17 protein-coding genes and 1 pseudogene are annotated in these 24,051 nt (G+C 34.9%); 5 read left to right on the top strand and 13 right to left on the bottom strand.

Annotation, left to right across the window (positions count from 1 at the left end; genetic code table 11):
• Nucleotides 1-257: 257 nt before the first annotated feature.
• Nucleotides 258-722, bottom strand: a complete 465-nt coding sequence (locus tag JST55_15565; protein ID MBS1494931.1) for a DUF305 domain-containing protein — start codon at nucleotides 720-722, stop codon at nucleotides 258-260.
• A gap of 117 nt (nucleotides 723-839) precedes the next feature.
• Complete coding sequence (locus JST55_15560; protein MBS1494930.1) at nucleotides 840-2,138, bottom strand: DUF389 domain-containing protein; 1,299 nt, start codon at nucleotides 2,136-2,138, stop codon at nucleotides 840-842.
• A gap of 304 nt (nucleotides 2,139-2,442) precedes the next feature.
• On the opposite strand from JST55_15560, the gene JST55_15555 reads away from it, so the two are divergent.
• Complete coding sequence (locus tag JST55_15555; protein MBS1494929.1) at nucleotides 2,443-3,027, top strand: hypothetical protein; 585 nt, start codon at nucleotides 2,443-2,445, stop codon at nucleotides 3,025-3,027.
• Nucleotides 3,028-3,083: 56 nt separating this feature from the next.
• Here the strand turns inward: JST55_15555 and JST55_15550 are convergent, their stop codons facing one another.
• From JST55_15550 to JST55_15515, 8 genes and pseudogenes are all read right to left on the bottom strand, one after another.
• On the bottom strand, nucleotides 3,084-4,463 hold the full coding sequence (locus JST55_15550; GenBank protein MBS1494928.1) for a chloride channel protein: 1,380 nt from the start codon (nucleotides 4,461-4,463) through the stop codon (nucleotides 3,084-3,086).
• Between the two features lie 98 nt (nucleotides 4,464-4,561).
• Nucleotides 4,562-5,804, bottom strand: a pseudogene (locus JST55_15545) (sodium:proton antiporter).
• A gap of 457 nt (nucleotides 5,805-6,261) precedes the next feature.
• Nucleotides 6,262-7,251 carry an L-histidine N(alpha)-methyltransferase gene (gene egtD, locus JST55_15540; GenBank protein ID MBS1494927.1) on the bottom strand — a complete coding sequence of 330 codons (990 nt, stop codon included), beginning with the start codon at nucleotides 7,249-7,251 and terminating at the stop codon, nucleotides 6,262-6,264.
• Nucleotides 7,218-8,366 (bottom strand): ergothioneine biosynthesis protein EgtB, encoded by a 1,149-nt coding sequence (egtB, locus tag JST55_15535; protein MBS1494926.1) that lies wholly within the window; start codon nucleotides 8,364-8,366, stop codon nucleotides 7,218-7,220. Before egtB ends, egtD begins: the two co-directional genes overlap by 34 nt.
• The gene (locus JST55_15530; protein MBS1494925.1) at nucleotides 8,363-9,949 is read right to left on the bottom strand and encodes an ABC transporter permease/substrate-binding protein; all 1,587 of its coding nucleotides are present in this window, start codon (nucleotides 9,947-9,949) and stop codon (nucleotides 8,363-8,365) included. The genes egtB and JST55_15530 overlap by 4 nt, the downstream gene beginning before the upstream one ends.
• Before the next feature lie 14 nt (nucleotides 9,950-9,963).
• Nucleotides 9,964-10,914: an ABC transporter ATP-binding protein gene (locus JST55_15525; GenBank protein MBS1494924.1), complete on the bottom strand. Its 951-nt coding sequence runs from the start codon at nucleotides 10,912-10,914 to the stop codon at nucleotides 9,964-9,966.
• 6 nt (nucleotides 10,915-10,920) lie between these two features.
• Complete coding sequence (lpdA, locus tag JST55_15520) at nucleotides 10,921-12,303, bottom strand: dihydrolipoyl dehydrogenase (protein MBS1494923.1); 1,383 nt, start codon at nucleotides 12,301-12,303, stop codon at nucleotides 10,921-10,923.
• 57 nt (nucleotides 12,304-12,360) lie between these two features.
• Nucleotides 12,361-13,821 carry a hypothetical protein gene (locus JST55_15515; protein MBS1494922.1) on the bottom strand — a complete coding sequence of 487 codons (1,461 nt, stop codon included), beginning with the start codon at nucleotides 13,819-13,821 and terminating at the stop codon, nucleotides 12,361-12,363.
• 352 nt (nucleotides 13,822-14,173) lie between these two features.
• On the opposite strand from JST55_15515, the gene JST55_15510 reads away from it, so the two are divergent.
• Complete coding sequence (locus JST55_15510) at nucleotides 14,174-18,328, top strand: T9SS type A sorting domain-containing protein (protein MBS1494921.1); 4,155 nt, start codon at nucleotides 14,174-14,176, stop codon at nucleotides 18,326-18,328.
• A 106-nt stretch (nucleotides 18,329-18,434) separates the two neighbouring features.
• On the opposite strand, the gene JST55_15505 is transcribed toward JST55_15510, so the two are convergent.
• From JST55_15505 to JST55_15495, 3 genes are all read right to left on the bottom strand, one after another.
• Nucleotides 18,435-19,658, bottom strand: a complete 1,224-nt coding sequence (locus JST55_15505) for a T9SS type A sorting domain-containing protein (protein ID MBS1494920.1) — start codon at nucleotides 19,656-19,658, stop codon at nucleotides 18,435-18,437.
• Between the two features lie 173 nt (nucleotides 19,659-19,831).
• Nucleotides 19,832-19,984 (bottom strand): hypothetical protein, encoded by a 153-nt coding sequence (locus tag JST55_15500; protein ID MBS1494919.1) that lies wholly within the window; start codon nucleotides 19,982-19,984, stop codon nucleotides 19,832-19,834.
• A gap of 243 nt (nucleotides 19,985-20,227) precedes the next feature.
• Nucleotides 20,228-20,536, bottom strand: coding sequence for a rhodanese-like domain-containing protein (locus JST55_15495; GenBank protein MBS1494918.1), 309 nt, complete (start codon nucleotides 20,534-20,536; stop codon nucleotides 20,228-20,230).
• Between the two features lie 254 nt (nucleotides 20,537-20,790).
• Between JST55_15495 and JST55_15490 the strand changes: the two genes are divergently transcribed.
• The 3 genes from JST55_15490 to JST55_15480 all read left to right on the top strand — a co-directional run bounded on the left by JST55_15490 (nucleotide 20,791) and on the right by JST55_15480 (nucleotide 23,998).
• On the top strand, nucleotides 20,791-21,546 hold the full coding sequence (locus JST55_15490) for an acyl-CoA desaturase (protein ID MBS1494917.1): 756 nt from the start codon (nucleotides 20,791-20,793) through the stop codon (nucleotides 21,544-21,546).
• A gap of 68 nt (nucleotides 21,547-21,614) precedes the next feature.
• Nucleotides 21,615-22,472, top strand: coding sequence for a hypothetical protein (locus tag JST55_15485; protein ID MBS1494916.1), 858 nt, complete (start codon nucleotides 21,615-21,617; stop codon nucleotides 22,470-22,472).
• Between the two features lie 56 nt (nucleotides 22,473-22,528).
• Nucleotides 22,529-23,998 carry a hypothetical protein gene (locus JST55_15480; GenBank protein MBS1494915.1) on the top strand — a complete coding sequence of 490 codons (1,470 nt, stop codon included), beginning with the start codon at nucleotides 22,529-22,531 and terminating at the stop codon, nucleotides 23,996-23,998.
• Nucleotides 23,999-24,051 lie beyond the last annotated feature (53 nt).

The raw sequence follows: 24,051 nt of genomic DNA, 5'->3' as shown, positions 1-24,051 counted from the left end.
TTATATAATTATTGGAGTATAATAGGGAGTAAAAAATAAAAAGATTTCTGAGTTGGTATCTTAAGATGACAAAAAATAATTTGAACTCCCGAATAATGATTACAATTTAAATCATTAGGGATTTAATTTTGTGAAATCTTCAGCGCCCATAAAATTTACTTTAATCAAAGTAAATAATTCTAATAGCCTTATTTTTAATAGTTCTTGCTCAATATTTTACCACAAATATTTTGAATGCATTATTATTAGCCAGACGCTTATTTATGTTCAAGTCTTTGCAATATTGCTTTCATCTGGTCAATTTCTTCCTGTTGTCCTGCAGAAATTTTCTCGCACAATTTTTTTATTTCAGGGTCGTCAAAAGAAGACTCCTTGCACATCAGAATTGCTCCTGCGTGATGCGGAATCATTGATCTTAAAAACTGTTCATTTCCAATGGCAGTCTGGTTTCTTATCATCATAAAAAAACCGATAAGCGCTACTGTACTGAATGCAATGATTACAATATTTCTTTTTTTGCTCGGGTACATTTTGCTCATCAAAATTAATTCAATAATAACCATCGGAGCTGTCATTACTGCAGCCATATAGAAATGGTTACGGCTTGGATAGACATTTGCAAATACATCTACCATTGCAAACATAAGGATGTACATTGAGATAAAAGAAAATACAACCATGAGAAGGAGTTTCAGATAAGGTTTGTTCTTTGCTGATTCCATAAGTTAATTTAAAGTTAAAGTAATTATAAAAATTCCGATAAATTAATCAGGGTTTGGAGTTTTTTTGAGAAAGGTATATTGAGAAAGGTATATTGAGAAGGATTTGCGTTGTGTAAATTATTTTTCAATAACCATAATAATTTTTTTGTTTAGCTTTGCTTCAAGCCAGTTCTGTAATTTCACTTTATCAGCAGAACCGGGCAGTCTGGAAAATTTCATATACGCCACCGTGAGAGAATCTGACATTGTAAAATTATCCGCCGATATTAAAGGGGATGCAGATAAATCTTTTAGATCCGGATACATTGCTTTAGCTTCTTTTACAAGCTGCATATAATTTAATGAATCTGTTCTGATACTATCTGCCTTCGCAGTTAATTCCTGAAGCTGTTTTTCCTTTTGGGCAAGAACATCACTTAAAGGATTCGGCTGATTCAGTTTTTTATCTTCCTTCAGATATGCGAAACCTTGTTTGATTTCAAGATTTGCACCTTCAAGCTCATAATTCTTTAACTTATTTTTTAGCTTTTCAATTTCAACCTGCTTAATTTCATTTCCTCCGAATATCAGTTCGATACTTTTTTCTTTAGCATCTATGTTTTTTTTAAGGAGGTAATCTCCGGGAAAAATTGCTTCAGTTTCAATAAATCTGTTTGCTTCCTTTGTAAATTTATCATTCCTCACTATATCATACCCGAAATAAATACTCGGCAGTAAGGTAATAACAACTATTGCAATAATAATACGCTTCGACCTTCTATCAGCTTTTTCATCAGGTAAATGTTTAAAAGGAAATTTTAAAAACCTAACAGTAACAAAAGTCGCCAGGGCAATGAAAACTGTGTTTATAATAAACAGATAAAACGCACCTATGAAATAATTAAACTGTAACGTTGCCAGTCCGTAACCCGCAGTGCATAAGGGGGGCATGAGAGCTGTTGCTATTGCCACTCCGGGAATTACATTTCCTTTCTGTTTTGTAGAAGTTGCAACAATACCGGCAAGTCCTCCGAAGAAAGCAATTAACACATCATAAATATTCGGAGTCGTGCGGGCAAGAATTTCCGAGTGAGCGTCATTAAGAGGAGATATAGAAAAATAAATCGTTGAGGCAGTAAGCCCGACTATAGCGGCAAAAAAATAATTTGAAAGAGCTTTACGGACAAGAGCTAAATCATTAATTCCTGTGCCTAAACCAAGTCCCATTATCGGTCCCATTATGGGAGAAATAAGCATAGCACCGATTATTACCGCAGTTGAGTTCATATTCAGTCCCAGTGATGCGATGAATATGGCAAAGACAAGAATCCAGAGATTTGTACCTTTGAATATAACTCCTCTGGTTATGCTTTCAACAACAGTTTTATATTCTTCCTGTTCGTAATCTAATTTGAAATAAGCTAAAATGTTTTTCATAATTTCTATTGTTTACAAACTACTATAATTAAAAAGAGCATGAAATGATAAAAATTAAAATAAATTTGATGTAGTAATTATCTGATAATGTTTGCTTTATAACGTTTTTTTTATTATATTTATTATGTAGAGAAGATTTCGGTAAATTCTACAGAATAGAAATTTCCATACAAAACCCCAATTTCACCCCAATATTCTGCAATTCCCTCATTGAGTAATTTACCGGAATACGTTTTAAATTTATTAATTAAAGGAGAATTAAATGAACAAGAACCAAGAAAAAAAAATCGTTTCTTTTATTAAATTGTCCGATTTTTTTAACTCTCACATACATGAGATTTCAAAGAAACAGGACATTTTAATTTTAGTAAATGTTTTTAATGCCAGGCTGGACTCAATTCAGCAGGAATTAATCAATGCCGCTAAAACTTCAAATGAAATTTGCACATTGGTATTACTGGCAAGAAGTTTAGTAGTAAAGCTTTGCACAAAAATTTCTTCAGCTTTGAAAAGCTATGCAAAGGCTAGCGATTTCAGTTTGCTTACAAGAGACCTCTACATAGATGTGCACTCTCTGAAAGACAACGAACTGCTTGAGTATTCTCTTCAGTTGCTCGATGAATCATTACCGTTAGAAAAGGCTCTTTCGGTTTCTTATCTGAAAAACGGTGAATTCGATTCATTCAGAAACCTGATAGATAACTTAAAACAAATTGTTACTGTACCGGGAATGATGTATAATTTCAGAGCTAAAACATCCGAAGCTTTTGACGAGAATATACTTGAACTTGAAAAGCTTCTGTTTCAGCTCAATGACAACGGGAAAAATTTTGATAAAGAAAATTTTTATTCCGAATATTTAAGTTTAAGAAGTTTAGCAGTGGCATAAATCGTTAAAAAAAATTTTGTGTAGAAATTGAAAGCCCGTTTTAGACGGGCTTTTTTTTATTGTTCCGATTCAGAATTATTGTTTTTCTTTTTATCGTAAAATCTTTTTTTCACATCCAAATAAACTTTATATACCCCTTCTCTCTTTGGCCTTATACTAAATTCGATGTTCTCCATTTCATTTTCAGAATGTAAACGTATTGATGATACTTTAGACGATTCTATGAACTGCGAGGGATAAACACTTCTGTGTCCCGTCATTAAAAAACTTATCACACACGATACTGCCGCATATGGAGCTATCTTTGGTCCGAATAATTCAATAGACATAATGCTTGCCGCAATAGGAGTATTAGCTGCTCCGGCAAGAAGCGAAACCATTCCTATTGCTGAAAATGTAGCCGGGTCTAATCCCCAAATCTTTGCAAATAAATTTCCTGCAGAGACTCCTATGAAAAATATAGGTGTAATTATTCCGCCGCTTCCTCCATATCCAAGTGTAATACTTGTAAAAATCATTTTAACGAGAAATGCATACCATTCGATATCCCTTCCTTGTAAAAGATCTTCTATTGATTCAAGGCCAAGCCCTAAATACTTGGTAGAAAAAACAAAAGTAAGGATAACAACTGCAATCCCTCCTAAAATTGTTTGCATCTCTTTTTTAATTTTCCAGCCGCTAAGTTTTTCGGAAAAATTTTCTATCACTGCCAGAATTTCTATAAACAGAAATGAACACAGACCGAAAAATATTCCTGCAATTGCTATGATAAGAAAGAATGATTCAGAGAATACAGGGACAAAACTTATCGGGTGATAAAAATATGTTATACCGAGTTTTGAAGAAACCTGAAAAGCCATGATGCCTGATACAAAAGAAGGGAGTAAAACTTCATACAGCATACTTCCTACTACTAAAACCTCTACTCCGAAAATTGCTCCGGCAATAGGAGTTCCGAATACTGAAGCAAAGCCTGCGCTTATACCGCAGATAACAATTTTTTTTCTGTCAGTATCATCAAAGCGGAAAAGATCTGCAAGGAATGATGAAATGCCTGCGCCAATTTGCGCGCAAGGTCCTTCTTTTCCGGCAGAGCCGCCGACCGCTAATGTAATTATTGTTGCAACCATTTTTACGGGAACTACAGCTAGTTTTATTTTTCCGTTATTTTTGTGAATGGCTTCAATGACCTTTTCCGTACCATGCCCCATAGCATCAGGAGCAAGTTTTTTTATAGTTACATAGCAAAGAAAAAATACAGGTGGAATTAATAAGAAGTAGTAAGGAACAACCTTCAATTCCAGAATGCTCCAGCTAAGAAGTTTTAAAAATAAAGTTGTAAATGCTCCGACAATTGCTCCTGTAAATGTTGAAATAACTACCCATTTTATAACAGATAAGAATATAGTTGTTTCTTCTGCAATTTTTTTTCTCATAATTTTAAATCAGGTAAGTAAAAAAAATAATTTAGCAAATTAAAAAAAATCGAAAAAATGTTTCGATTATAAAATGAGAAGGGAAAAATGTATAAACTTTATTTTAGAAGATTTAGTTTCTTTACAAATTTACCCATAGTTAAACCCTGAACAATAATTGAAAATAATACAACTACATATGTAATCGTAACAAACAAATCTTTATGCATACTTTCATTTAAGGACAGGGCAAGGGCAACTGAAATGCCGCCTCGTAGTCCGCCCCATGTAAGCACCCAAATAGTCTTTTTAGGAAGAGATATTTTAAATTTCATTATTAATGTTGAAATCCATAAAGAAGCATATCTGGATAGCAAAATGAGCAATACGGAAATTAAGCCTATCTCTATATAGTTTAATTCTTTTTTGACTATTAAGATTTCAAGTCCTATCAAAATAAATAAAATTGCATTCAATATTTCATCTATTAGCTCCCAGAATTTATCAAGGTATTCCTTTGTTACATCTGACATTGCATACTTCTTACCTCTGTTGCCGATAATGATTCCGGCAACTACCATAGCCAATGGCCCTGAAACATGAAGGCTGTGCGCCAGTGAATAGCCGCCCATTACCATTGCAAGTGTAATCATTACTTCAACTTTGTAATTATCAATTGACTTGAGGAGTAAATATCCTGAATAGCCTAACAGTACGCCGAACAACATTCCTCCGCCCGCTTCCTGCATTAATAATCCCATTATATTAGAAAAGCTTGCCTGCTCAATACCTGACTGTGTAATTTCAAAAAATTGTAAGAAAAACTACTACAGCTACTCCGTCATTAAATAAAGATTCACCCGTGATTTTCATTTCGAGCGATTTAGGGATATTAACACTCTTTAATATTCCCAATATAGCTATAGGATCAGTTGGAGAAATCAGAGCGCCGAATAACAGACAGTAAATAAAATTCACATTCAGACTGAATAGCATCAAAAGATAATACATTAATGTACCAATGATAAATGTCGAGAGAATAACTCCTACTGTAGAAAATATTATTAAGGGAAATTTTTCTTTATCCAGGATTTTAACATCAATATGAATTGCTCCTGCGAATAGCATAAAGCTCAGCATCATTCTCAGAAGAATTTTTGAGAAGTCCAGACTGTTAACAGCATTTATTGCAGTATCTAAATATTCAGGATTATAAAAACCAATTACTACCAGAACAAGAGAACTTACGAGTGATAGAATCATAAGCCCTATTGTATAAGGAAGTTTTAAAAATTTATGGTTGATATATCCGAATAATGCGGAAAGTACAAGCAGCCAGGTAAATGCATCAAATAAATTCATGATAAGAGAAATACTGAATAATACACAACAATTTCTTTATGACATATAATAAATCATATAAGAGTTGCACTATAAGAAAGGGTTATATTAAAGTAACAAATTTATTTATTGTATGTTAGGGAAAGAAAATATCCAATAAATGTTTTATAAAATTTTTATAGAAGATATCACAGTAGATTTTAGTATTAAAAATAAATTTTCTCGTTTATTTTAATAAGCTTTACTTACATTTGCATTTCCATCTTTTCAAAATGGGAAAGAAAACATTTACAAAGAAAATGAAGATGGTTCTAATGGAATAAGTTACATTTAAAATCAGTTTATAAAAAATGAAAACCCGGTATATTATTATATATCGGGCTTTCTTATGATGAAAATGGTTTATTTCAATTCCAGATTTCAAATCATTTGTGAGTATAAATGGCTTAATTTCATACCATCTGATTTACCAATGGCCTTATTTGTTTTCAATTATTGCATCAATGAACCATTCTCTACTGTCGTAAAAATTAATAACGGATTTGAAGCCGGATTGATGTATAAGTGAATTAATTTCTTCAATAGAATATTTTTGTGAAATCTCAAGATGAATAAGTTCGTTCTCTTGAAATGTTATTTCGTTTTCATCGCCTATTTTAACTCTTTGGTCAATTTTACTTCTCAGGAAACTGTTACACTCTCCTGTATCTTCATTATATGACGGAGAATGTTCAAATTGTTCAATATCAAAATTGCCGCCAAGCTCTCTGTTGATTCGCCTTAATAAATTAAGATTAAATTCTTTTGTTACACCCTGCAAATCATTATAAGCTGCTAAAATCTGCTGCGGATCTTTTTTTAAATCGAAGCCAATCAGCATTAAGTCACCGGGAGAAATGTGTTCATGCAGCAGAGTAAGAAAATCTTTTGCTTTATCTACAGTAAAGTTGCCGATATTCGAACCAAGAAATAAATATATTTTTTTCCTTTGCGATAAATTATTTACTTCTTTTATCATATCAAAATATTCACCATTAAGTCCTGTTACTTTCAGTCCCGGGATTTTCTTAGGCAGCTCGGTTTCCAGCAATTCAATTACATTTTCAGAAATATCGATAGGGTAATATGTAAAATCAGTTTCTGATTCTACTAAATGTTTCAAAAGAAATTGTGACTTAGTCGCATCGCCTGCGCCAAGCTCAACAATATCAAACTCAGTTGAATGATTCAAGAAAATATCGCAGATGGATTTTGTCTGCTGAGAAAATATTTCCTGCTCACAGTTAGTAAGATAATATTCAGGCAGATTCATTATCTGCTGAAATATTTTATCGCCTTCAGCGTCATAGAAGTATTTTGACTGGAGATATTTAGGTGAGGATGTTAAACCTTTAATTACATCTTCGTAAAATTTTGCTGTGACAGGAGATTCAATTACTCCGCCAGTCTGATTCCTGTATACTGCCATTGTAGTCCCGGATTAAAAAAGTTTCTGTAGGATATTCTACTGTGGTTTTCAGGGGTTGCAATAGATGCGCCGCGAAGCACCATCTGGTTTATCATAAATTTTCCGTTGTACTCTCCAAGCGCGCCTTCAGCTTTGCTGAATCCCGGATAAGGAAGATATGCGCTGTCTGTCCATTCCCATCGCTTGCCCCAGTCAAAATTCGGAGCAGCGCCTTCCCATTCTGCTTCTGTCGGTAAACGCTTGCCTTTCCATGATGCATACGCACTCGCTTCATAAAAGTTTATGTGAGTTACAATTTCATTTTCATTGACGGGTTTTAACCCGTTCATTGTATAATTATACCATTTACCTTCTATATTGTGCCAGTAAAGCGGGGCTTTTGCATTATGTGACTTTACCCAGTCTAATCCTTCTGCATGCCAGTAGCGGAAATTTTCGTAACCGCCTTCATTAATGAACTGCATGTACTCACCATTAGTAACAAGGTTTGAGCAAATTTTATACGGTGATAAATACACTTTATGTCTGTTTAGTTCATTATCAAAACAGAAATCATTGCCGTCATATCCTATTTCATAAACGCCCTCTTTCATTTCAATAAATTTGCCGGGAGCCGGTTGTGCAAAATTCTCTTCTATATCATCACTGTAAGCAGGGAAGAGAGGATTGTGTCCGAGTATATATTTTATATCCGTATGTAATAATTCCTGATGCTGCTGTTCGTGATTTAATCCTATCTGTATCAAACCTTTTAAATCTTTTTTTACATCTTTAGAAAGAAACTCATGCATCCCTTCATCAACATGCTTTCTGTAATTGTAAACATCTTCTACTGCGGGACGGCTGAGATTACCTCTGTCCGTTCGTATCACCCGCGCGCCGATAGTTTCGTAATAACTGTTGAATACATAATTATAGTCTTTGTTAAAAAGTTTATATCCCTTCAGGTGGGGAGTCAGTACAAAAGTTTCCCAGAACCATGTAGTGTGTCCCAGGTGCCACTTAGGAGGACTTACATCTACAACGGGCTGCACAACGTAATCTTCAGTCTTCAGCGGAGCGCATATTTTTTCAGAGTGTGCTCTTATGGATTTATATTGTTCAAGAAAATTCATTTACTCAGATAATTTTTAAGTTGTGAAATTGAATGAACGTTTAATTCGAGGGACTGGCTTTTGCGCATCATCAGTGCATACGCATTGTTAAAGCCTATGGGGGTAAGCCAGGTAAGATTATATTTTTTTTGGAATTCTTCCTGCACAAAATTAAAGACTTTATTTTTATCATTAATAATTCCCTGCACCTGTTCGGAAGTCGGCTGCAGAAGAACAAGCAGACCTGTACCTGTATATTCAGGATACATATCAATCTGGTCATTCACCAACGCATCAAAACAAATTTTAGTTCCTCCCAAACCTGTTTTTGTATCTACTTTCAAATCCGTATTACCCTGTATAAGCATGCTGTAAATATTAATCAGAATATACTGCTCAGTAAAAATCTTTGAGCCGATTCGGACAGTCCCTTTATTTCCGTTTCGTGATTCTTTATATAAATTTTTCTCAATCAGAAAATCCTTCGCAACTTTTTCGGGAAGCTGATGCTGATAATCTGCGCGGTAGTTCAGTTCAGTCATTATACTGTCATTAATTTTTCCTGCAAGCAGATTAAGCGCTGCTTCAAGCTCGGGATATTTTTTCATAGTTTCATTTCTTATCAAAGGAGCGCAGTAATACGGTGGAAAGATAGTTTTATCGTCATCCAATGTAACTAAATCAAATGCTTTAAGTCTTCCGTCAGTGCTGTAGCCGCTTATTAAATCTAGTTTCTTTTCGTAGATAGCATTATACATCACTGCATCGCTAATAACAACTGTTTTTATATCAAGTCCGTATTTGGATTTTAATCCCAGATATCCGTCCTCTCTTCCCATGAATTCAGGCGTAAATCCTGCTAAAAATTCTTTATTAGAATTTTCTTTTGATAAAGAAGATTTGATAGCCGGCACAATATAAACAGAAGAGAATAGCAGGATTATAACAGGAATGCCGATTAAAACTTTACGAATATTTTTTGCTTTTATCTTTTGAGTGAGCGAAAGAAGAAAATCAAATAATATTGCAAGCAATGCAGCCGGAATTGCTCCCGCTAAAATCATGTTCGTATTGTTTAAGGCAATGCCGCCGAAAATAAATTCTCCTAATCCACCTGCAGCAATGTATGCTGCAAGAGTTGCAACTCCCACATTAATAACTGTTGCAGTGCGGATACCGGCGAGTATTACAGGCATTGCTAGCGGCAGCTCAACTTTTAAAAATATCTGCTTTTGACTCATTCCCATTCCGCGCGCGGCATCAACTACTATGGGACTTACTTCAGTAATACCGGTATAAGTATTTCTTATTATAGGAAGCAGGGCATACAAAAATAACGCAGTGATGGCAGGAAGCGGACCGATGCCGAGCAGGGGAATCATAAAACCGAGCAGAGCAATGCTCGGAATTGTCTGCAACACTCCCGCAAAACCAAGTACGGGACCCGATAACTTTCTTTTGCGTGCAATGAAAATTCCTAGAGGCAAACCTATGGCAACTGCAATAAGCAAAGAAACAAAAGTTAAGCCGATATGCGCAACAGTCTGCTGCAGAAGTTTATCTGCATTTTGCATCATGAATTGTATTAAGCTCTGTTCATTCATTATATTTGGGCATTCTATTGGTTTTGCTTAAAGCTGTTAAGCGCTTTTTCTATTGCTGAAAAATTTACTTCTCTTGTTTGGTTTGATGCTTCATCTTTCACAAATACTCTCTCATTACTGTTCGCAATCATATCCATTGCTTCCCATAAGCTTTGTGAGGGTAATAAAATATTTGTACCTGATGCTTGTGTAACAGGGAAGAAACTTAAAACTTTATTAAGATGAATTGATTTAATCTCCAGCTGAAGTCTGTGCTTATCAAAAAAACTTTTCACATAATTATTTGAGGGGTGAAATAATAATTCAAACGGTGTGCCAATCTGCATAATCTCTCCTTTATCCATTAAGCAAATCCTGTCGCCAAGTTCAAATGCTTCCTGAACATCGTGAGTTACAAGTACAATTGTTTTTTTCTTCAGCTCATCCAGCTCTTTGAACTCTTTATGTATATCTGCCTTTGTAATAGGGTCCAATGCTCCGAACGGTTCATCCATTAATAGAATAGGCGGATTTGCAGCAAGTGCTCTAGCAAGTCCCACTCTCTGCTGCTGACCGCCGCTTAATTCGTTGGGAATTGCATGAAGATTATTTTCAGATAGCTGCAGTTTCTTTATAAGCTCATTTGTCCTCTCTGAAATTTTTTCTTTATTCCAGTTAAGAAGCTTAGGAACAATGCTGATATTTTCGGCAACATTATAATGTGGAAAGAGTCCGTGATTTTGTAATACATATCCGATTCCTCTGCGGAGTTCATCAGGCTGCTGAGATAAAACGTTTTGATTATTTATTAAAATGTTTCCGGAATCCGGCTCAGTAAGTCTGTTTATAATACGCAGAGTTGTAGTCTTGCCGCAGCCGCTTGTGCCGAGCAGAACGAGCGTTTCATTTTCTTTGACTTCAAATGAAATATTTTTTACGGCAGGTATTCCGTTAAAACTCTTGCTTATATTTTTTAAAGTTATCATTTATTACTAATCCTTATCTAATGTCATAAAAAGATTATTCAATGACTCTGCGTATAATGGATGAGCGAAAATCATTTCTCTTATCTGAGTGTATTTAATTTTCCCTGCTATTGCCATTTGGAGTATTGTCATAATCTCTCCGCCTTCTTCTCCGAGTATTGCTGCTCCCAGTATTAATCCTGTCTTTGCATCTACTATTGCCTTCATCATTCCGCGTGTATCTCCCGTCTCAATTGCTCGCGCGACTCTGGTCATGGGAAGAACTGCAACTTTAAATTTTAATCCCTGCTTAATTGCTTCCTTCTCTGTAATTCCTATTCGTCCGAGCTGCGGGTCAGTGAACATACAATAGGGAACCGGTCTGTTTTTAATTGTACGGTTAGCTTTGTTAATCAGATTATCTGCAAGTACAATGTAATCGTTGTAAGATATGTGTGTAAACTCAGGTCCGCCTTTTATATCACCCAGCGCAAAAATATTTTTTATATTAGTCTCTAATTTATCGTTTACTTTTATATGCCCGCGTTCATCGGTCTTTACTCCTGCAGCATTCAGATTTAATATATCTGTATTGGGAGTTCTGCCTGCTGCCAATAATACGTGAGTGCATTTAATCGTTCTATTTTTATTTTCTGATTCAACATGTACACTAATCACTTTATTTTTCTTTGTGATCTTTGTTACATGTGTTCCTGCAAATATTTTAATTCCTTCAGTTTCCAAAAATTTCTGAATCTCGCTGCAGATATCCTCATCTTCCTTCGGTAAAAAATTATCTCCATGCTCTAGTACAGTTATCTTGCTTCCGAAGCGTCGGAACATCTGCCCGAACTCCAGCCCTACGTAACTTCCGCCTATTATTAAAAGATGTGCCGGGACTTCCGTCAGCTCCATTATAGAAGTAGAGGTCAAATATTTAATTTCATTCAATCCTTCTATTGGAAGAATCGTTGGTCTTGCGCCGCCGTTTAAAAATATTTTCTTGCCCGTAATTTCTTCAATTCCTTTGCTTGTGCTTATTGAAATTTTATTTTTATCTGTGAATGATGCAGTACCGTGAATGATGGTGAGATTTTTTGTGCTTTCTAATCCTTTTATCGTTCCTTCTCTGAATTGCCTTACAATTTTGTCCTTACGCTGCTTTACTTTTTTCAAATTGACCTTATAACCGGCAATCTCTACTCCCAGATTTTTTGCTTTAGATGCATTGTATATTTCTTTTGCAGAAGCAACCATTGTCTTCGTAGGAGTACAGCCGGCATTTATGCAGGTTCCGCCGATTAAATCTTTTTCAATGATAGCTGTCTTCCATCCGTGTTGTGCCAATTTTTTTGCCAGTGGAACTCCTCCCTGACCTGAACCAATTATTATTGCGTCAAAATTTTTCATTAGTCAAAATAAATAAAGATGATTTAATAGTAAACGTAGTAGATGATAGGTAAAGTTTTAGAGCAGCTCTTCCATTTTTTTTATCACCCACCTTTTGTGAAGTATATCCGGAGCATCTTTAAATTTCATGTAATCTGCATAATCGAGTTTTTTATTATTTGCCTTTGCAAATAGAACTTTCTTTATTGTGGGGACCATGTTCTTCATAATTATATCAACATTCTTCGGAATTTTTTCATTATTGTAGCTGAAGTAGTGAACAAGATTATCATATTCGTATAAAGACCTCTCTATATCTCCTTTTTCATAGAAAATAATTATAGTGTAAATTTTTATCTGAATTTTTTCATAGGTATCGATTGCTTTATAACTATTGATATGATTCAGCGCTTCATCAAGTCTTCCTCTGCTCAAAGTAAAGTCCACCATTGTTTTGTGATACAGAATATCTCTGAACTCAGGTTTTAAATATTTTTTGTATTCAGTAAGAAAATTTTCTGTCCAGGCGTCATCTTCAGCAAATGTAGAACAGGAATATATATTTTCATAATTAACATTTATCATGTAAGGTGAGCCCGGGTAAATGTAAACTTCCTTCTCAATGAAAAATTTAATTATTTCAAAAGCATCCTTGTAATATTTAGGATCTTTTGCCCCGAGATTTGTATATATGTAGCTTGTAAGAGCAGTATATAAGAAATATTTTTCTTCATAGGAGAATTTTTCTATATTCTTAAAAACTTTATCTCTGGTAGTAAAAAATAATTTCTCATCATTTTCACTCTCAAACATTATAAATAAATTATAATATATATCCAGCACATCTGCATTTTTCCTGTTAAATTTTTTTAATCCGTCAATAATATTCTTTAAGTTAAAGCTCTTTTCAAATGTAGTAATAAATTCAGGAATCTCGATTCCTTTTTCTGAATTATAATATGCACCAATGCCGTTCTTTATATCAATGAAATCATAAACTAATTTTAAAAGAAAAACTTCATATACTCTTGCAGAGAGGTCAACTGCATCATAGTTCCTGTTTTCCATATAATAAAATCGGGACAAATTATTTATTGACTTTGTATATGCATCAAAATATTGGGTGCTGAATATTTCATCTTCTTTTAATTTCGCCAGCATATTCTCTGAATGTTTTGCGCCCTCCTTGTATTTTGAGATATAAAACAATTCATCTGCATATAAACTTTCTTTTGTGTAATCATTCCTCTTCAAACTGTTGTGTGTAATAAATTCTTTTATCAGTCCTGAGATCTCGCTGAATAAATTCTTTAATGCCTGTTCGGAAGTTTTTTCTTTTCCCGGAAATAATTTTGAGAGGAGATTTTTTGATTCCAGCTTCTTACTGTTAAAATCAGGGCGTGTTGAATAAATAATATCAAAAAGAGTTTTAACTTTTTTATTAGAATTGAAGTAAGGTGAGTTTATAAAATCTCTGAAGTTTTTTAAATATCCTTCATCAAAATCACGCAGCCATTCAAAGATTTTATTGTTGATCATTTTAGTAAAAATATTAGAAATAAGTACATTTAAATTAATTACTTAGTCTTACTAGAGTACCGAAATATTTTATTATTTTTTGATAATTTTTCTTTGAAAAGTAACGATACTTAAAATAATTTGCAAGCAGACATCGTAAAACAATATGGCAAACACAAAATTTTTATATCTGCTTTTCGCAATCCGGAATTTCTTAGTCTCCCATTTAAAGGACAATTTTTCCGTAAGGGGTAATGCCAAATTATTCTTTGCGATGTCGAAGGGCGTTGGCATTTTGCCGGCGCCTTTTTTTAAGAATTTAATTAAAAATATCATGAAAAACTTTATTCTTTTTTTGGCTCTTCTTGCCATAATGGCAATTAGCACAAAGAGTAATGCACAACCTTATTATTACAATTCAGGTATTCCTACTTTGTTTGCTAACTGGGGCAATCAGCCGGGCGGAACAGGCACACCTCCCTCCAGCTTCGGTGAAAATACTGAATACATTATTGAGTCAGGTAAAACAGCCGTGCTTGATTTTCAGTGGTTCATAGATAACCAGGCAAAACTTAGAATTAATTCGGGAGCAACACTTCAGGTAAATCATACTCTGAATATTGCAGGCACGGCATCTTTTCAGCTCGACTCAAATGCGACATGCATTTATAATAGCACAAGTCCGGCAGCAGCAACTATCTTCGGAGGAACAGAAAGTTTTCATCTTTACAGCAACTTTACTATCAAGAACTGGTCAGGGTTAAATGATCCGATTACCAGTCCGGCTATCAGTTACTCAGGACCTGTTAACCATTCTTATTTATTTGGTAATCTGGAGCTGAACTGGGAAAATCAGGTTGGGAATTGGAATATGAATTTCAACTCACTGAATAGTTTAAATCTCTTAGCTGGAAATAATTTTAAAGTAACAAGTACCGGTATTGGAAAAATACTAATACCGGCTCCAAATTCTCCGGGTTCAGGTTCTTTTATTCAGGTTAATAATTATATCCAGACAGGGGGTGAAGTAGATTTAGCTTTGGGTTCTCCGGTGACAAATGGATTTGCATCAATATTGGATGTTTACGGGAATTTTCAAAAAACGGGGGGAATAATAGATGCAAATTCAGTTACAACTTATGGTGTAATCTCGTTTAGAACTCAAGATACAACGAATTATAATACATTTGAGAATTCTGGGCTATTCCGAAATAATGCTGTGGCACTTAGTGCTACTAAATTAAAATTATTAAGTGATCTTCCAATATTCACTACAAATACCCAATGCACATTCATTTCAATTAACTCAACCATTGACTGCAATAATTTTAAAGTAACGGGCAATACAAGAATTCAGTTTGGCTCTACTGTATTAAAGTTAAGGAACTCTGAGGGATTTAAGAACGGCGCTACCGGCGGGGATTTTCCAATTGCCTGCCAAAAAGAATTTTCAAATACTACATTTGAATTTTGCGGTTCATCTGCACAAATTACAGGTGACTCCCTTCCTGCGAATCTTGCTGAAAATCCTTTGTCAGGAAATCAAAATATTATTATCAATAATCCTAATGGTATTACATTAAGCAAAGACACCAGAATGGGTCCGAATTCTTACTTAAGTTTTATTCAGGGCAAATTTAATCTGGGGGACAATAATTTTAAAATAGGAAATCAGGATAGTGTTTACGGCATAAATCAGAACAGCTTCTTTAACACGAACGGATCTGGCTGCTTAAGAATCGGATTAGATCAGGGATATACTGCAAAGTTTCCTATCGGTAATAATACATTCAGCCCTTTATATATAACTCAGGCTTACGGAGGAAATACAGATACTCTGGGAATAAGAGTTGAGAACGGATTTGGTTCGCATAGTCCTTTTGATACATCAAGGTCGGTAAGGAAAATATGGAGAATAATAGATGACAATGTTCCGAACGGAACTTACTTTCATCTCGCTGTTCAATTCATGAAAAGTGATGCCGGTGTAAATATGAATTTTGGTACAGCATGCGCTATTGGACAGTATGATTCAGGCTACAACGGATATGTTCCCAAAGGTGCAAATATTTATGACCAATTTTATTCTCCTCCCGATTCGACAAATTCAAAAGCAATTTATGGAACAACATTTTCTACAACCGGTGATGATTATTTTGTTGCAGGAAATGAAGAAGGAGTATTTGAAACATACTTTCCGGATAACAGCGGTGATGCATCTATATTGGGAAACTGGTCTTCATTAAACGGCGGAATTCATCCTCCAAGCTTTGACAGGTATGCAATTTTTTCAGTCCCTCAGGGACAGACTGCATCATTTAATAATCCGGTAGCATTTTCTGATAAAGCATATCTTAGAAGTTCAGGAAACGGAATTATAAATGCAAATGCACCGCTCACGATTAACGGTATATTGGAAATTAATGACAGTTCTACATATAATCACAATAATACAGGAGTTGCCAGCCAGACATGTTTTGCAGGCCGTGAATTCTGCCACAGAAAAAGCAACTTCAATATCCTCAAATGGTCAGATACTGCGGATAAGATTTTTGATGAGAATGAATTATCTTTCGGGAACCTGACAATTAATTTCAATAATCTGCCTGAACCATTCGGAGCGAATAAATACTGGACATTATTCAAAAATATAGCTCCATACTATACCGATTATATTATCAGAGGAAATCTGACTTATCTGAATTCATCTAGTTACCAGTTTGCTCCTATTGGATATGGAGATAACATTACAAGCCTGACAGTTTACGGCAATGTACAGATAGGTGACTCGTTGAACCTGACAGGTAATCCGGTTATGAATTTATCCGGCGGAACTACGCGAGCGGCAGGCTCTACTGCAGGTACATTGTACATTTGCGGAAATCTTGATATACAAAACGGAGGCCTAACATCTCAGGATTTTCCGGCAGTTGCAAGAGGAAAAATTATTTTCAAACGAGAAGTAAATAATGTATCGCAAAGCCATACTTTTTATTGCTATAATCCGTTTCTTCCACAAACTTCTAATCTTGGAAATTCATCTTTCCCAAACCAGATTGCAGAAGATACACTTACACTGAAAAGTGATATGTACCATTGGGCATCAGGATCTTTCCTGTTAACAGATGTCTGGCAGGTAAACTCCGGAGCTGTTTTGAATATCGATACATTCAGATTAAAATGCTTGAACTTAACAGTAAAAAACGGCGGCAGTCTTATTACAAAAAATGCTGACGGATTTAATGCCGATATGGCAAATCAGACAGTTACGTTTGAATCAAACTCTATCTTGGAATTTGCAGGAAACACCCAGCAGAATTTTCAAAAGGCAGGTGGATATAATTTAGCTAGTTTTCCAAACATAATAATTAATAATCCTTTGGGAGTAACTGTTAACACAGCAGGAATAAATATTACTAACTCAATCAATTTTATAAACGGGAAGATTAATTCAGATAATACAAATTATCTTACGTTACCCGGAACAATTCAGTTTAACGGAGCAAGCAGTAATTCATTTTTAAACGGTCCTTTAAAAATAAATACATCAGCAACAAATACCATTACCATCCCTACCGGTAAGGGTGGTGTTTTAAGAAGCGTCGGAATCACTCCCACATCTTCCGCTTCTACTGACTGGATGGTAGAATATTTCAATCAGGCTCAGACATTTGGTAATACACTCGGAGCAGGTATTATTTCAGTAAGTCAGTCAGAATATTTTTTAATTAACAGAAGCGGGACATCGGATGCAAGAGTTGGATTATACTGGGGAGCAAACAGCGGAGTAACAAATCCTGCTAACCTTCGTGTTGCAAGATGGAATGATTTTCAGTGGGAAGATAAAGGAAATTATTCCTATACGGGCGATAATACAGGTGGAGTAGTATTTTCAAATGTAGTAACAAATTTCAGTCCGTTTGCAATCGCTTCTACAGATTACCAGCAGTTGCCTGTAGAGCTTTCATCGTTCAATTCTTCAACCGATAAAAATAATGTAACTCTTTCATGGGCAACTGAAACTGAAGTAAATAATTCAGGTTTTGAAATAGAGAGAAAATTATCTTCCGATACTTCATGGAAGAAAATAAATTTTGTAAACGGCGCAGGAAATTCACACACTACAAAAACTTATAAATACGAAGACAGAAATCTTGCAACCGGAAAATACAAATACCGGCTGAAGCAAATTGATTTCAACGGAAACTATACTTACTTCAATCTGCAGAATGAAATTAATGTAGGTCTTCCAGTTAAATTTAATCTGTCGCAGAATTACCCGAACCCGTTTAATCCAACGACAAAGATAAATTATGATTTACCATTCGATAGTAAAGTTCAGATAAAAATATTTGATATGACAGGAAGGGAAGTATACCAGCTTGTGAATGAATCGCTGACTGCAGGGTATTATAGAGCACAGTTCAATGGTTCAGCATTTGCTAGCGGAACATATTTTTATCAGATTGTAGCGAATGGAGGAAACCAGTCATTCACAAAAACAATGAAGATGGTATTAGTGAAGTAATACCGGAAACAATAAGTTGCATAAAACGTAAGCCCGGTAAGTAAATTATTTATCGGGCTTTTCTATATTGAAAGCTTTACAGCATAAGAAGATTCGTTCTAATCTTTTACTTTACCAGCAGCATTTTTTTCGTTTCGGAAAATTTGTCAGTAGTTAATTTATAATAATAAACTCCGCTTGGCAGGGAAGAAGCATTAAAGTTTACAGAGTACCTTCCGGCGTTTTGTTTTTCATTAACCAGTGTTTCAATTTCATTACCAAGGAGGCCGTAAATTTTTAATGTAACATTATTTGAAAAAGGCAAATCATATTTTATCGTAGTTACCGGGTTGAAGGGATTAGGATAATTTTGTGAGAGCCTGAACTTTGAAGCAATTTCGGTTGTGTTTGAATTAATACCAATAGGGAATCCTTGTCCGCCACCATTAGTAGTTTTTAAAATAGTTCCTTCCGCTCCAACTGTCCAACCTGTATTCTGATTTACAAACTTTACAGATTTTAAAGCGTTAACTGTTCCGCTGCCTAATGAGTCCCAGCTTAATCCGCCATTATTGGTTCTTAAAATACTGCCGCTTTCACCAACAGTCCATCCGGTGGATTCATTTACAAAACTGCAGTCATACAAAGCCCAGCCTTCGGTTAAATATACCGTATCCATTGACCAGCTGTTTCCAAAATCTGAAGACCTGAAGTAAATACCGCAGCATCCGAAAATAAGACCTGTTCCATTAGGGAAGAACTGCATGGCAAGTAATGAGTTCGGCATGGAGATAGAAATTGAATCAAAACCGGTCCCGGAGTTTGTAGATTTGAAGTAAGCGCCTTCGCTTCCGATCAGGAATAATTTATCATTTAAAAAAAATGTTTTCTGAAACATAAACGATGCTTCATTGGTAAAGTGGTTTGTGAAGCTTAAGCCGCCGTCAGTTGTTGATAAGAAAGTTTTGAACCAGCCTGTAACGTATCCTGTTTGAGAATTTATGAAATTTATAGAAGTGAAATTTTTAGTTGAACCGGAATTTATGCTGAACCAGTTAGCACCTGTATCGGTTGTTTTAAGTATTCGTCCGCTAAAGCCGCATATATAGCCTGTGGTTGAATTCCCGAATGAGACTGAATTCCAGTATCCCGTAACATCAGATTTTACCCAGTTATTTCCTCCGTTCGTGGTTTTTAGAATTACATTTAAACCTACTGAAAATCCGGTATTTTCATTTACAAAAAATACTGATGATAAACTATTTTCAGTTCCGCTTTGCTGAGCAATCCATTGAGCTTTTGCTGATAAATTAATTGTAATAAATATCAGAAAAGTGTAAAAAAATTTCATCAGTTAAGATTTAATTTTAATTGTATTTAGAATTATTTAATAAATATAGTAAAATCGATTTGCATTTGCATTACTGTTTGGAAAGGGAATTACTATTCAATTTATTCTTATAAAAAAAGCCTTTCCATATAAAAATATATACAGAAAGGCTTTTTTTTGTTTTGGGTTAATAATTAATTCTTCATATCCTTTTCCTTTGTTGCCTGAGGAAGATTCGAGAAATTTTCGTTATAAAGTTTCATTTTGTTGTAAGACATCAAAAGCATCAGAGTCATCTCCTGTTCTTTTGTAGTCTGCAAACTCTTTGTGGCAGTCAGCTTATTCATGGTTTAGTAAAAAATTTAGTTTTTTGGGTTAAAATGTTTAGTTTATCATCGGATTTTAGACTTATCGGTTAATTATTCATCCGATGTACGTGCTATACATTCAATTGCTGTGCCAATTAATTTTGTGGGATTTTGAGGGAATTTTACAAAATTTATAGGTGTGTAAAAATAATGAAGAGTAAAAAAAAAGTTCTTCCACTTTTAATGAAAGAACTTCATAGAAACTATATTTGGTATTAGTTTTTAACCTCTGATTTTTATCAGAAGACTTGTCCAGCCGCCGCCATTGTGAACTTCTTCATAGCCGTTTGCCTTTAAGATTCTTTTAGCAGAAGCGCTGCGCATTCCTGATGCACAGCAGGTTATTACAGGTTTATCTCTCCTAATTTTTGAAAGACTGTTTGGAAGCAAGTCGAGTGGAATATTTAATGAACCTTTAATGTTGCCGCTATGATATTCGCTTTTTGTTCTTACGTCTACGATTGTGGCACCGTTTGAGAAGAGTTCTTTAAAATCTGCTTTTGGTCCGAAAAGTTTTTTTAGAAATTGCATGGTGAAGTGTTAAGTTATAATAAATCGTTTACCGCCCTTAAAAATATAGCCCAGATATCTTATTACTAAAATTATAAATATTGATAATGTTTAAAAAGTCATATAAAATTATTTAAAGTTAGTATATACAAATCGGAAGATAAGTTTCCGCATTAACCTATGTTTAAATTGTTTTTTTGTAATCCAAATGGAGTAGTTCCTTTTTCAATCCTTTGCCTAATTGATTGAACAGAGTTTAGCGGGTATATTAACATATGACAATTATCATAATATTTTTTATATCGCATTGGTATCTCTCTTTATTCTCACAGTCCTTTTTGCAGCATAGATATGCCTCGCACGGAGCGTTTACCATGAACAGATTCTGGGAAAGGTTTTTTTATTTGTTCGCATATGTAACACAAGGTTCTTCATATCTTAGTCCCCGCGCTTACGCAGTAATGCACAGAATGCATCATGCATATGCAGATACGCCTAAAGATCCTCACTCCCCGAAAATTTACCCGAACTTCTTTAAAATGATGTGGCATACAAAACTGGTTTATGCAGATATCATGGATTATAAATTCGATGTTGAAGAGCGGTTTACAAAAAATCTTCCGCAATGGCATTCACTCGATATATGGGGGCAAACGTTAACAAACAGGTTAATGTTCTTCTGTTTGTACACAAGTGTCTATGTAATGTTTGCTCCATATTGGTGGCTTTATTTTTTGATTCCGATACATGTGTTTATGGGACCTGTTCACGGCGCGATTGTGAACTGGTGCGCGCATAAATACGGACATAAAAATTTTGAAATGAAAAACACTTCGAGGAATTTTTTACCGGTTGATTTTTTAATGCTGGGAGAAGATTATCACAATAACCATCATAAATTTCCCTCAAGCGCTAACTTCGGTGTGAAGTGGTACGAAATTGATCCGCTTTATTATATAATGCTGGCTTTGGAATTCGTCGGAATTATTAAGATAAAGAATAAAGGCAAGCACGTTGAAACAGAGTATTAACAAATCAGATTTAAAAAGTAACGAATCAATTTTATAATTTTATAACGTTGAATTAAATTTAAGACAAAATGCTAACAATCAGATCAGTAAAATCAATCGCAGTATTGGTGTTAATGTTCATATCAACTTTTTTTGCAGTTACTTTCGATATACAGGCTCAGGAAAAAGCAGATGGAACAATAAACGCTAAAGTTTATGTAAGGCCAATTGATAACAACGCAAGGTATTTATCCCAGTCAACACCGGGACAAATGATACCCGGAAATGTTTACGGAGTATCGGTTACAATGAAAAATTCAGGCTCTAAAGTTTGGCAGAAAGGAAGCTATGCTTTAAGACTAATGAATGTAACAGAATCATTGGATAGAACATGGGCAGTCAACAGTGTTGATGTGAACTCAAATGTAAATCCCGGTGAAGATGTTGTATTCAATTTTTCATTAACAGCTCCTATGATTGAAGGAGACTATAATCTTCAATGGCAGATGGCAGAAGGCAATGCATTTTTCGGCGAGCCTTCAGCAAATGTTCCTGTTAATGTTACAGGAAACACACCGGTAAAAAAAGATTCAGACTTAATTGAAAACAGCGCTGTATTCCTTTCACAAAGAGTTCCTGCTGAAATGGATGCAAAACAGACTTACGACGTAGTGGTAATAATGAAAAACAACGGTACTACAACATGGAAAACAGGTGAGTTTAAATTGAAAGTCTCAACAAAAGGCGGAGATAACACAGTTGTTGCTCCGTGGGAAGTTGCAAACGTAGAGCTTTCAAGTGATGTTTACGCTAACTCAGAAGTAACTTTCAGTTTTAAAGTTACCGCTCCTGAAAATGATGGTAATTATAATTTACAGTGTCAGATGGTAAAAAGCGGAGTATTCTTCGGGGAACCTTCCACTAACGTTATAGTTAAAGTAGATTAGTGCTGAGTGTTAAAAAGGAATTGTTCCTATTTAAAAATTTATTTCAAAGGATAAAAATGTTTAAAAGAAATTTCAGTAAACTATTGATGCTTTTTGTATTAACCGCTGTGCTTTCCTCTTGCTCTAAGAACAACCAGGAGACGAGTAATAACTCTGATAAGTCAGAAACAGAAAAAATCAGTAATACAAACTATGTTGAATCAGATGAAGATTTGTTCACTGTAGATTACAAAGAATTTTATGACCAGTTAGCTCCGCATGGCGAGTGGATTGAAGTTACAGGTAATGATGTAGGCATAGATGTAAAACGCACTGCTTCAGTTGAAGGCACCCCAAGAAAAGTTTCTTTTGCTGATTTCTTCGGAGTAAACAGTGTTTATGCTGCAGATGCAGGTATCAATTCATTTTTTGTATGGAAACCTGCTGCAGATTTATCATTAGGTCTTAATACGGGAACTGACGGAACAAATGCAGGCATTACTGCAGGCACGGGTGGAACAACTCCTTCTGTAGGAATAACTACAGGAACAGGATTATCAGTTGCTCCTGCAACATCTTATGTACCGTTTACCAACGGTCAGTGGGTGAACAGTGATGCCGGATGGAATTTCAAAGCGCCTACAGAATATGAAGAAACAACATCGCATTACGGCAGATGGAATTACTCGCCTACATTAGGCTGGGTATGGCTTCCGGGCAGAGTGTATTCTCCTGCATGGGTTGACTGGAAAGAAGATGATAACAACATTGCATGGGCACCATTGCCGCCTTCTACATATTTTGTAAATAATACTATTCCTGCTCCGGTAATTTCTGAAAACAATTACATAATTGTTGAAAAAAAATATTTTGCCGAGCCTGAAGTTTATAAATATATGTACAAAGAGAACAAGAATAAAATTATGATTAAGGAAATGAGAAGAAGTGACGGAGTTGTTGTGAGAAACAACATAGTTTATAATGTCGGTCCCGATATAAATGTAATCAGAAGAATTACTAATCTTCCTCTTGAGCCGGTAAAAATTCAATATGTTTCAAATGTTAAAGATGTGAAGTATACATCTACAGGATATTCAGTTTTCGCTCCGCAGTTTGTTAAGTATAAAGGCAAACCGACAGCAGGCGGATTTTTCGTGAAACCCGGGAAATACATTGAGTACAAAGAAGTAAAATCACAGAAGAATGAAAACAAGAATGAAGAGATGAAGAGCGAAGGCAAAAAGAATGATGACGAAAATAAGAGCAAGGGTGAAGTAAAAGGGGAGAAGAATAAAAAGCTCGGTGATGACGGCAGTATGAAGAACGGAAATAAAGGAAACAAAGATAAAGAAGAAAAAGGAAATCCGCACAAAGAAAAACCCATAAAGGAAAAAGACCACGATAAAGAAAAACAGGACAAAGAAAAACCAAAGAAAGAAAAGAATGACAAGGGTCATGATAAAGAAAAAAAGAACGAAGGAAAAGATAAAGAACACGGAAAAGATCACGACAAAGATAAAGGTGACGGAAAAGGAAAGAATAAGTAAGTAACAGGATTTTTGTATATGGAAGTTTAACAAGTACTAAGAAGTAGGGTAAA

It is taken from the genome of Bacteroidota bacterium, assembly GCA_018266835.1.
Lineage (GTDB): Bacteria > Bacteroidota > Ignavibacteria > Tepidaquicellales > Tepidaquicellaceae > JAFDZO01.
Note: the sequence above shows the minus strand (reverse complement) of the source record. Positions and strands in the feature narration are given on the sequence as shown.

What these genes read in the sequence shown, in the direction of transcription:
- JST55_15500 (MBS1494919.1), bottom strand. Translation starts at nt 19,984, where the DNA reads ATGAATAAGCTGACTGCCACAAAGAGTTTGCAGACTACAAAAGAACAG.
- JST55_15530 (MBS1494925.1), bottom strand. Translation starts at nt 9,949, where the DNA reads ATGAATGAACAGAGCTTAATACAATTCATGATGCAAAATGCAGATAAA.
- JST55_15515 (MBS1494922.1), bottom strand. Translation starts at nt 13,821, where the DNA reads ATGATCAACAATAAAATCTTTGAATGGCTGCGTGATTTTGATGAAGGA.
- egtD (MBS1494927.1), bottom strand. Translation starts at nt 7,251, where the DNA reads ATGGCAGTATACAGGAATCAGACTGGCGGAGTAATTGAATCTCCTGTC.
- JST55_15560 (MBS1494930.1), bottom strand. Translation starts at nt 2,138, where the DNA reads ATGAAAAACATTTTAGCTTATTTCAAATTAGATTACGAACAGGAAGAA.
- JST55_15510 (MBS1494921.1), top strand. Translation starts at nt 14,174, where the DNA reads ATGGCAATTAGCACAAAGAGTAATGCACAACCTTATTATTACAATTCA.
- JST55_15480 (MBS1494915.1), top strand. Translation starts at nt 22,529, where the DNA reads ATGTTTAAAAGAAATTTCAGTAAACTATTGATGCTTTTTGTATTAACC.
- egtB (MBS1494926.1), bottom strand. Translation starts at nt 8,366, where the DNA reads ATGAATTTTCTTGAACAATATAAATCCATAAGAGCACACTCTGAAAAA.
- lpdA (MBS1494923.1), bottom strand. Translation starts at nt 12,303, where the DNA reads ATGAAAAATTTTGACGCAATAATAATTGGTTCAGGTCAGGGAGGAGTT.
- JST55_15505 (MBS1494920.1), bottom strand. Translation starts at nt 19,658, where the DNA reads ATGAAATTTTTTTACACTTTTCTGATATTTATTACAATTAATTTATCA.
- JST55_15565 (MBS1494931.1), bottom strand. Translation starts at nt 722, where the DNA reads ATGGAATCAGCAAAGAACAAACCTTATCTGAAACTCCTTCTCATGGTT.
- JST55_15550 (MBS1494928.1), bottom strand. Translation starts at nt 4,463, where the DNA reads ATGAGAAAAAAAATTGCAGAAGAAACAACTATATTCTTATCTGTTATA.
- JST55_15525 (MBS1494924.1), bottom strand. Translation starts at nt 10,914, where the DNA reads ATGATAACTTTAAAAAATATAAGCAAGAGTTTTAACGGAATACCTGCC.
- JST55_15485 (MBS1494916.1), top strand. Translation starts at nt 21,615, where the DNA reads ATGCTAACAATCAGATCAGTAAAATCAATCGCAGTATTGGTGTTAATG.
- JST55_15490 (MBS1494917.1), top strand. Translation starts at nt 20,791, where the DNA reads ATGACAATTATCATAATATTTTTTATATCGCATTGGTATCTCTCTTTA.
- JST55_15495 (MBS1494918.1), bottom strand. Translation starts at nt 20,536, where the DNA reads ATGCAATTTCTAAAAAAACTTTTCGGACCAAAAGCAGATTTTAAAGAA.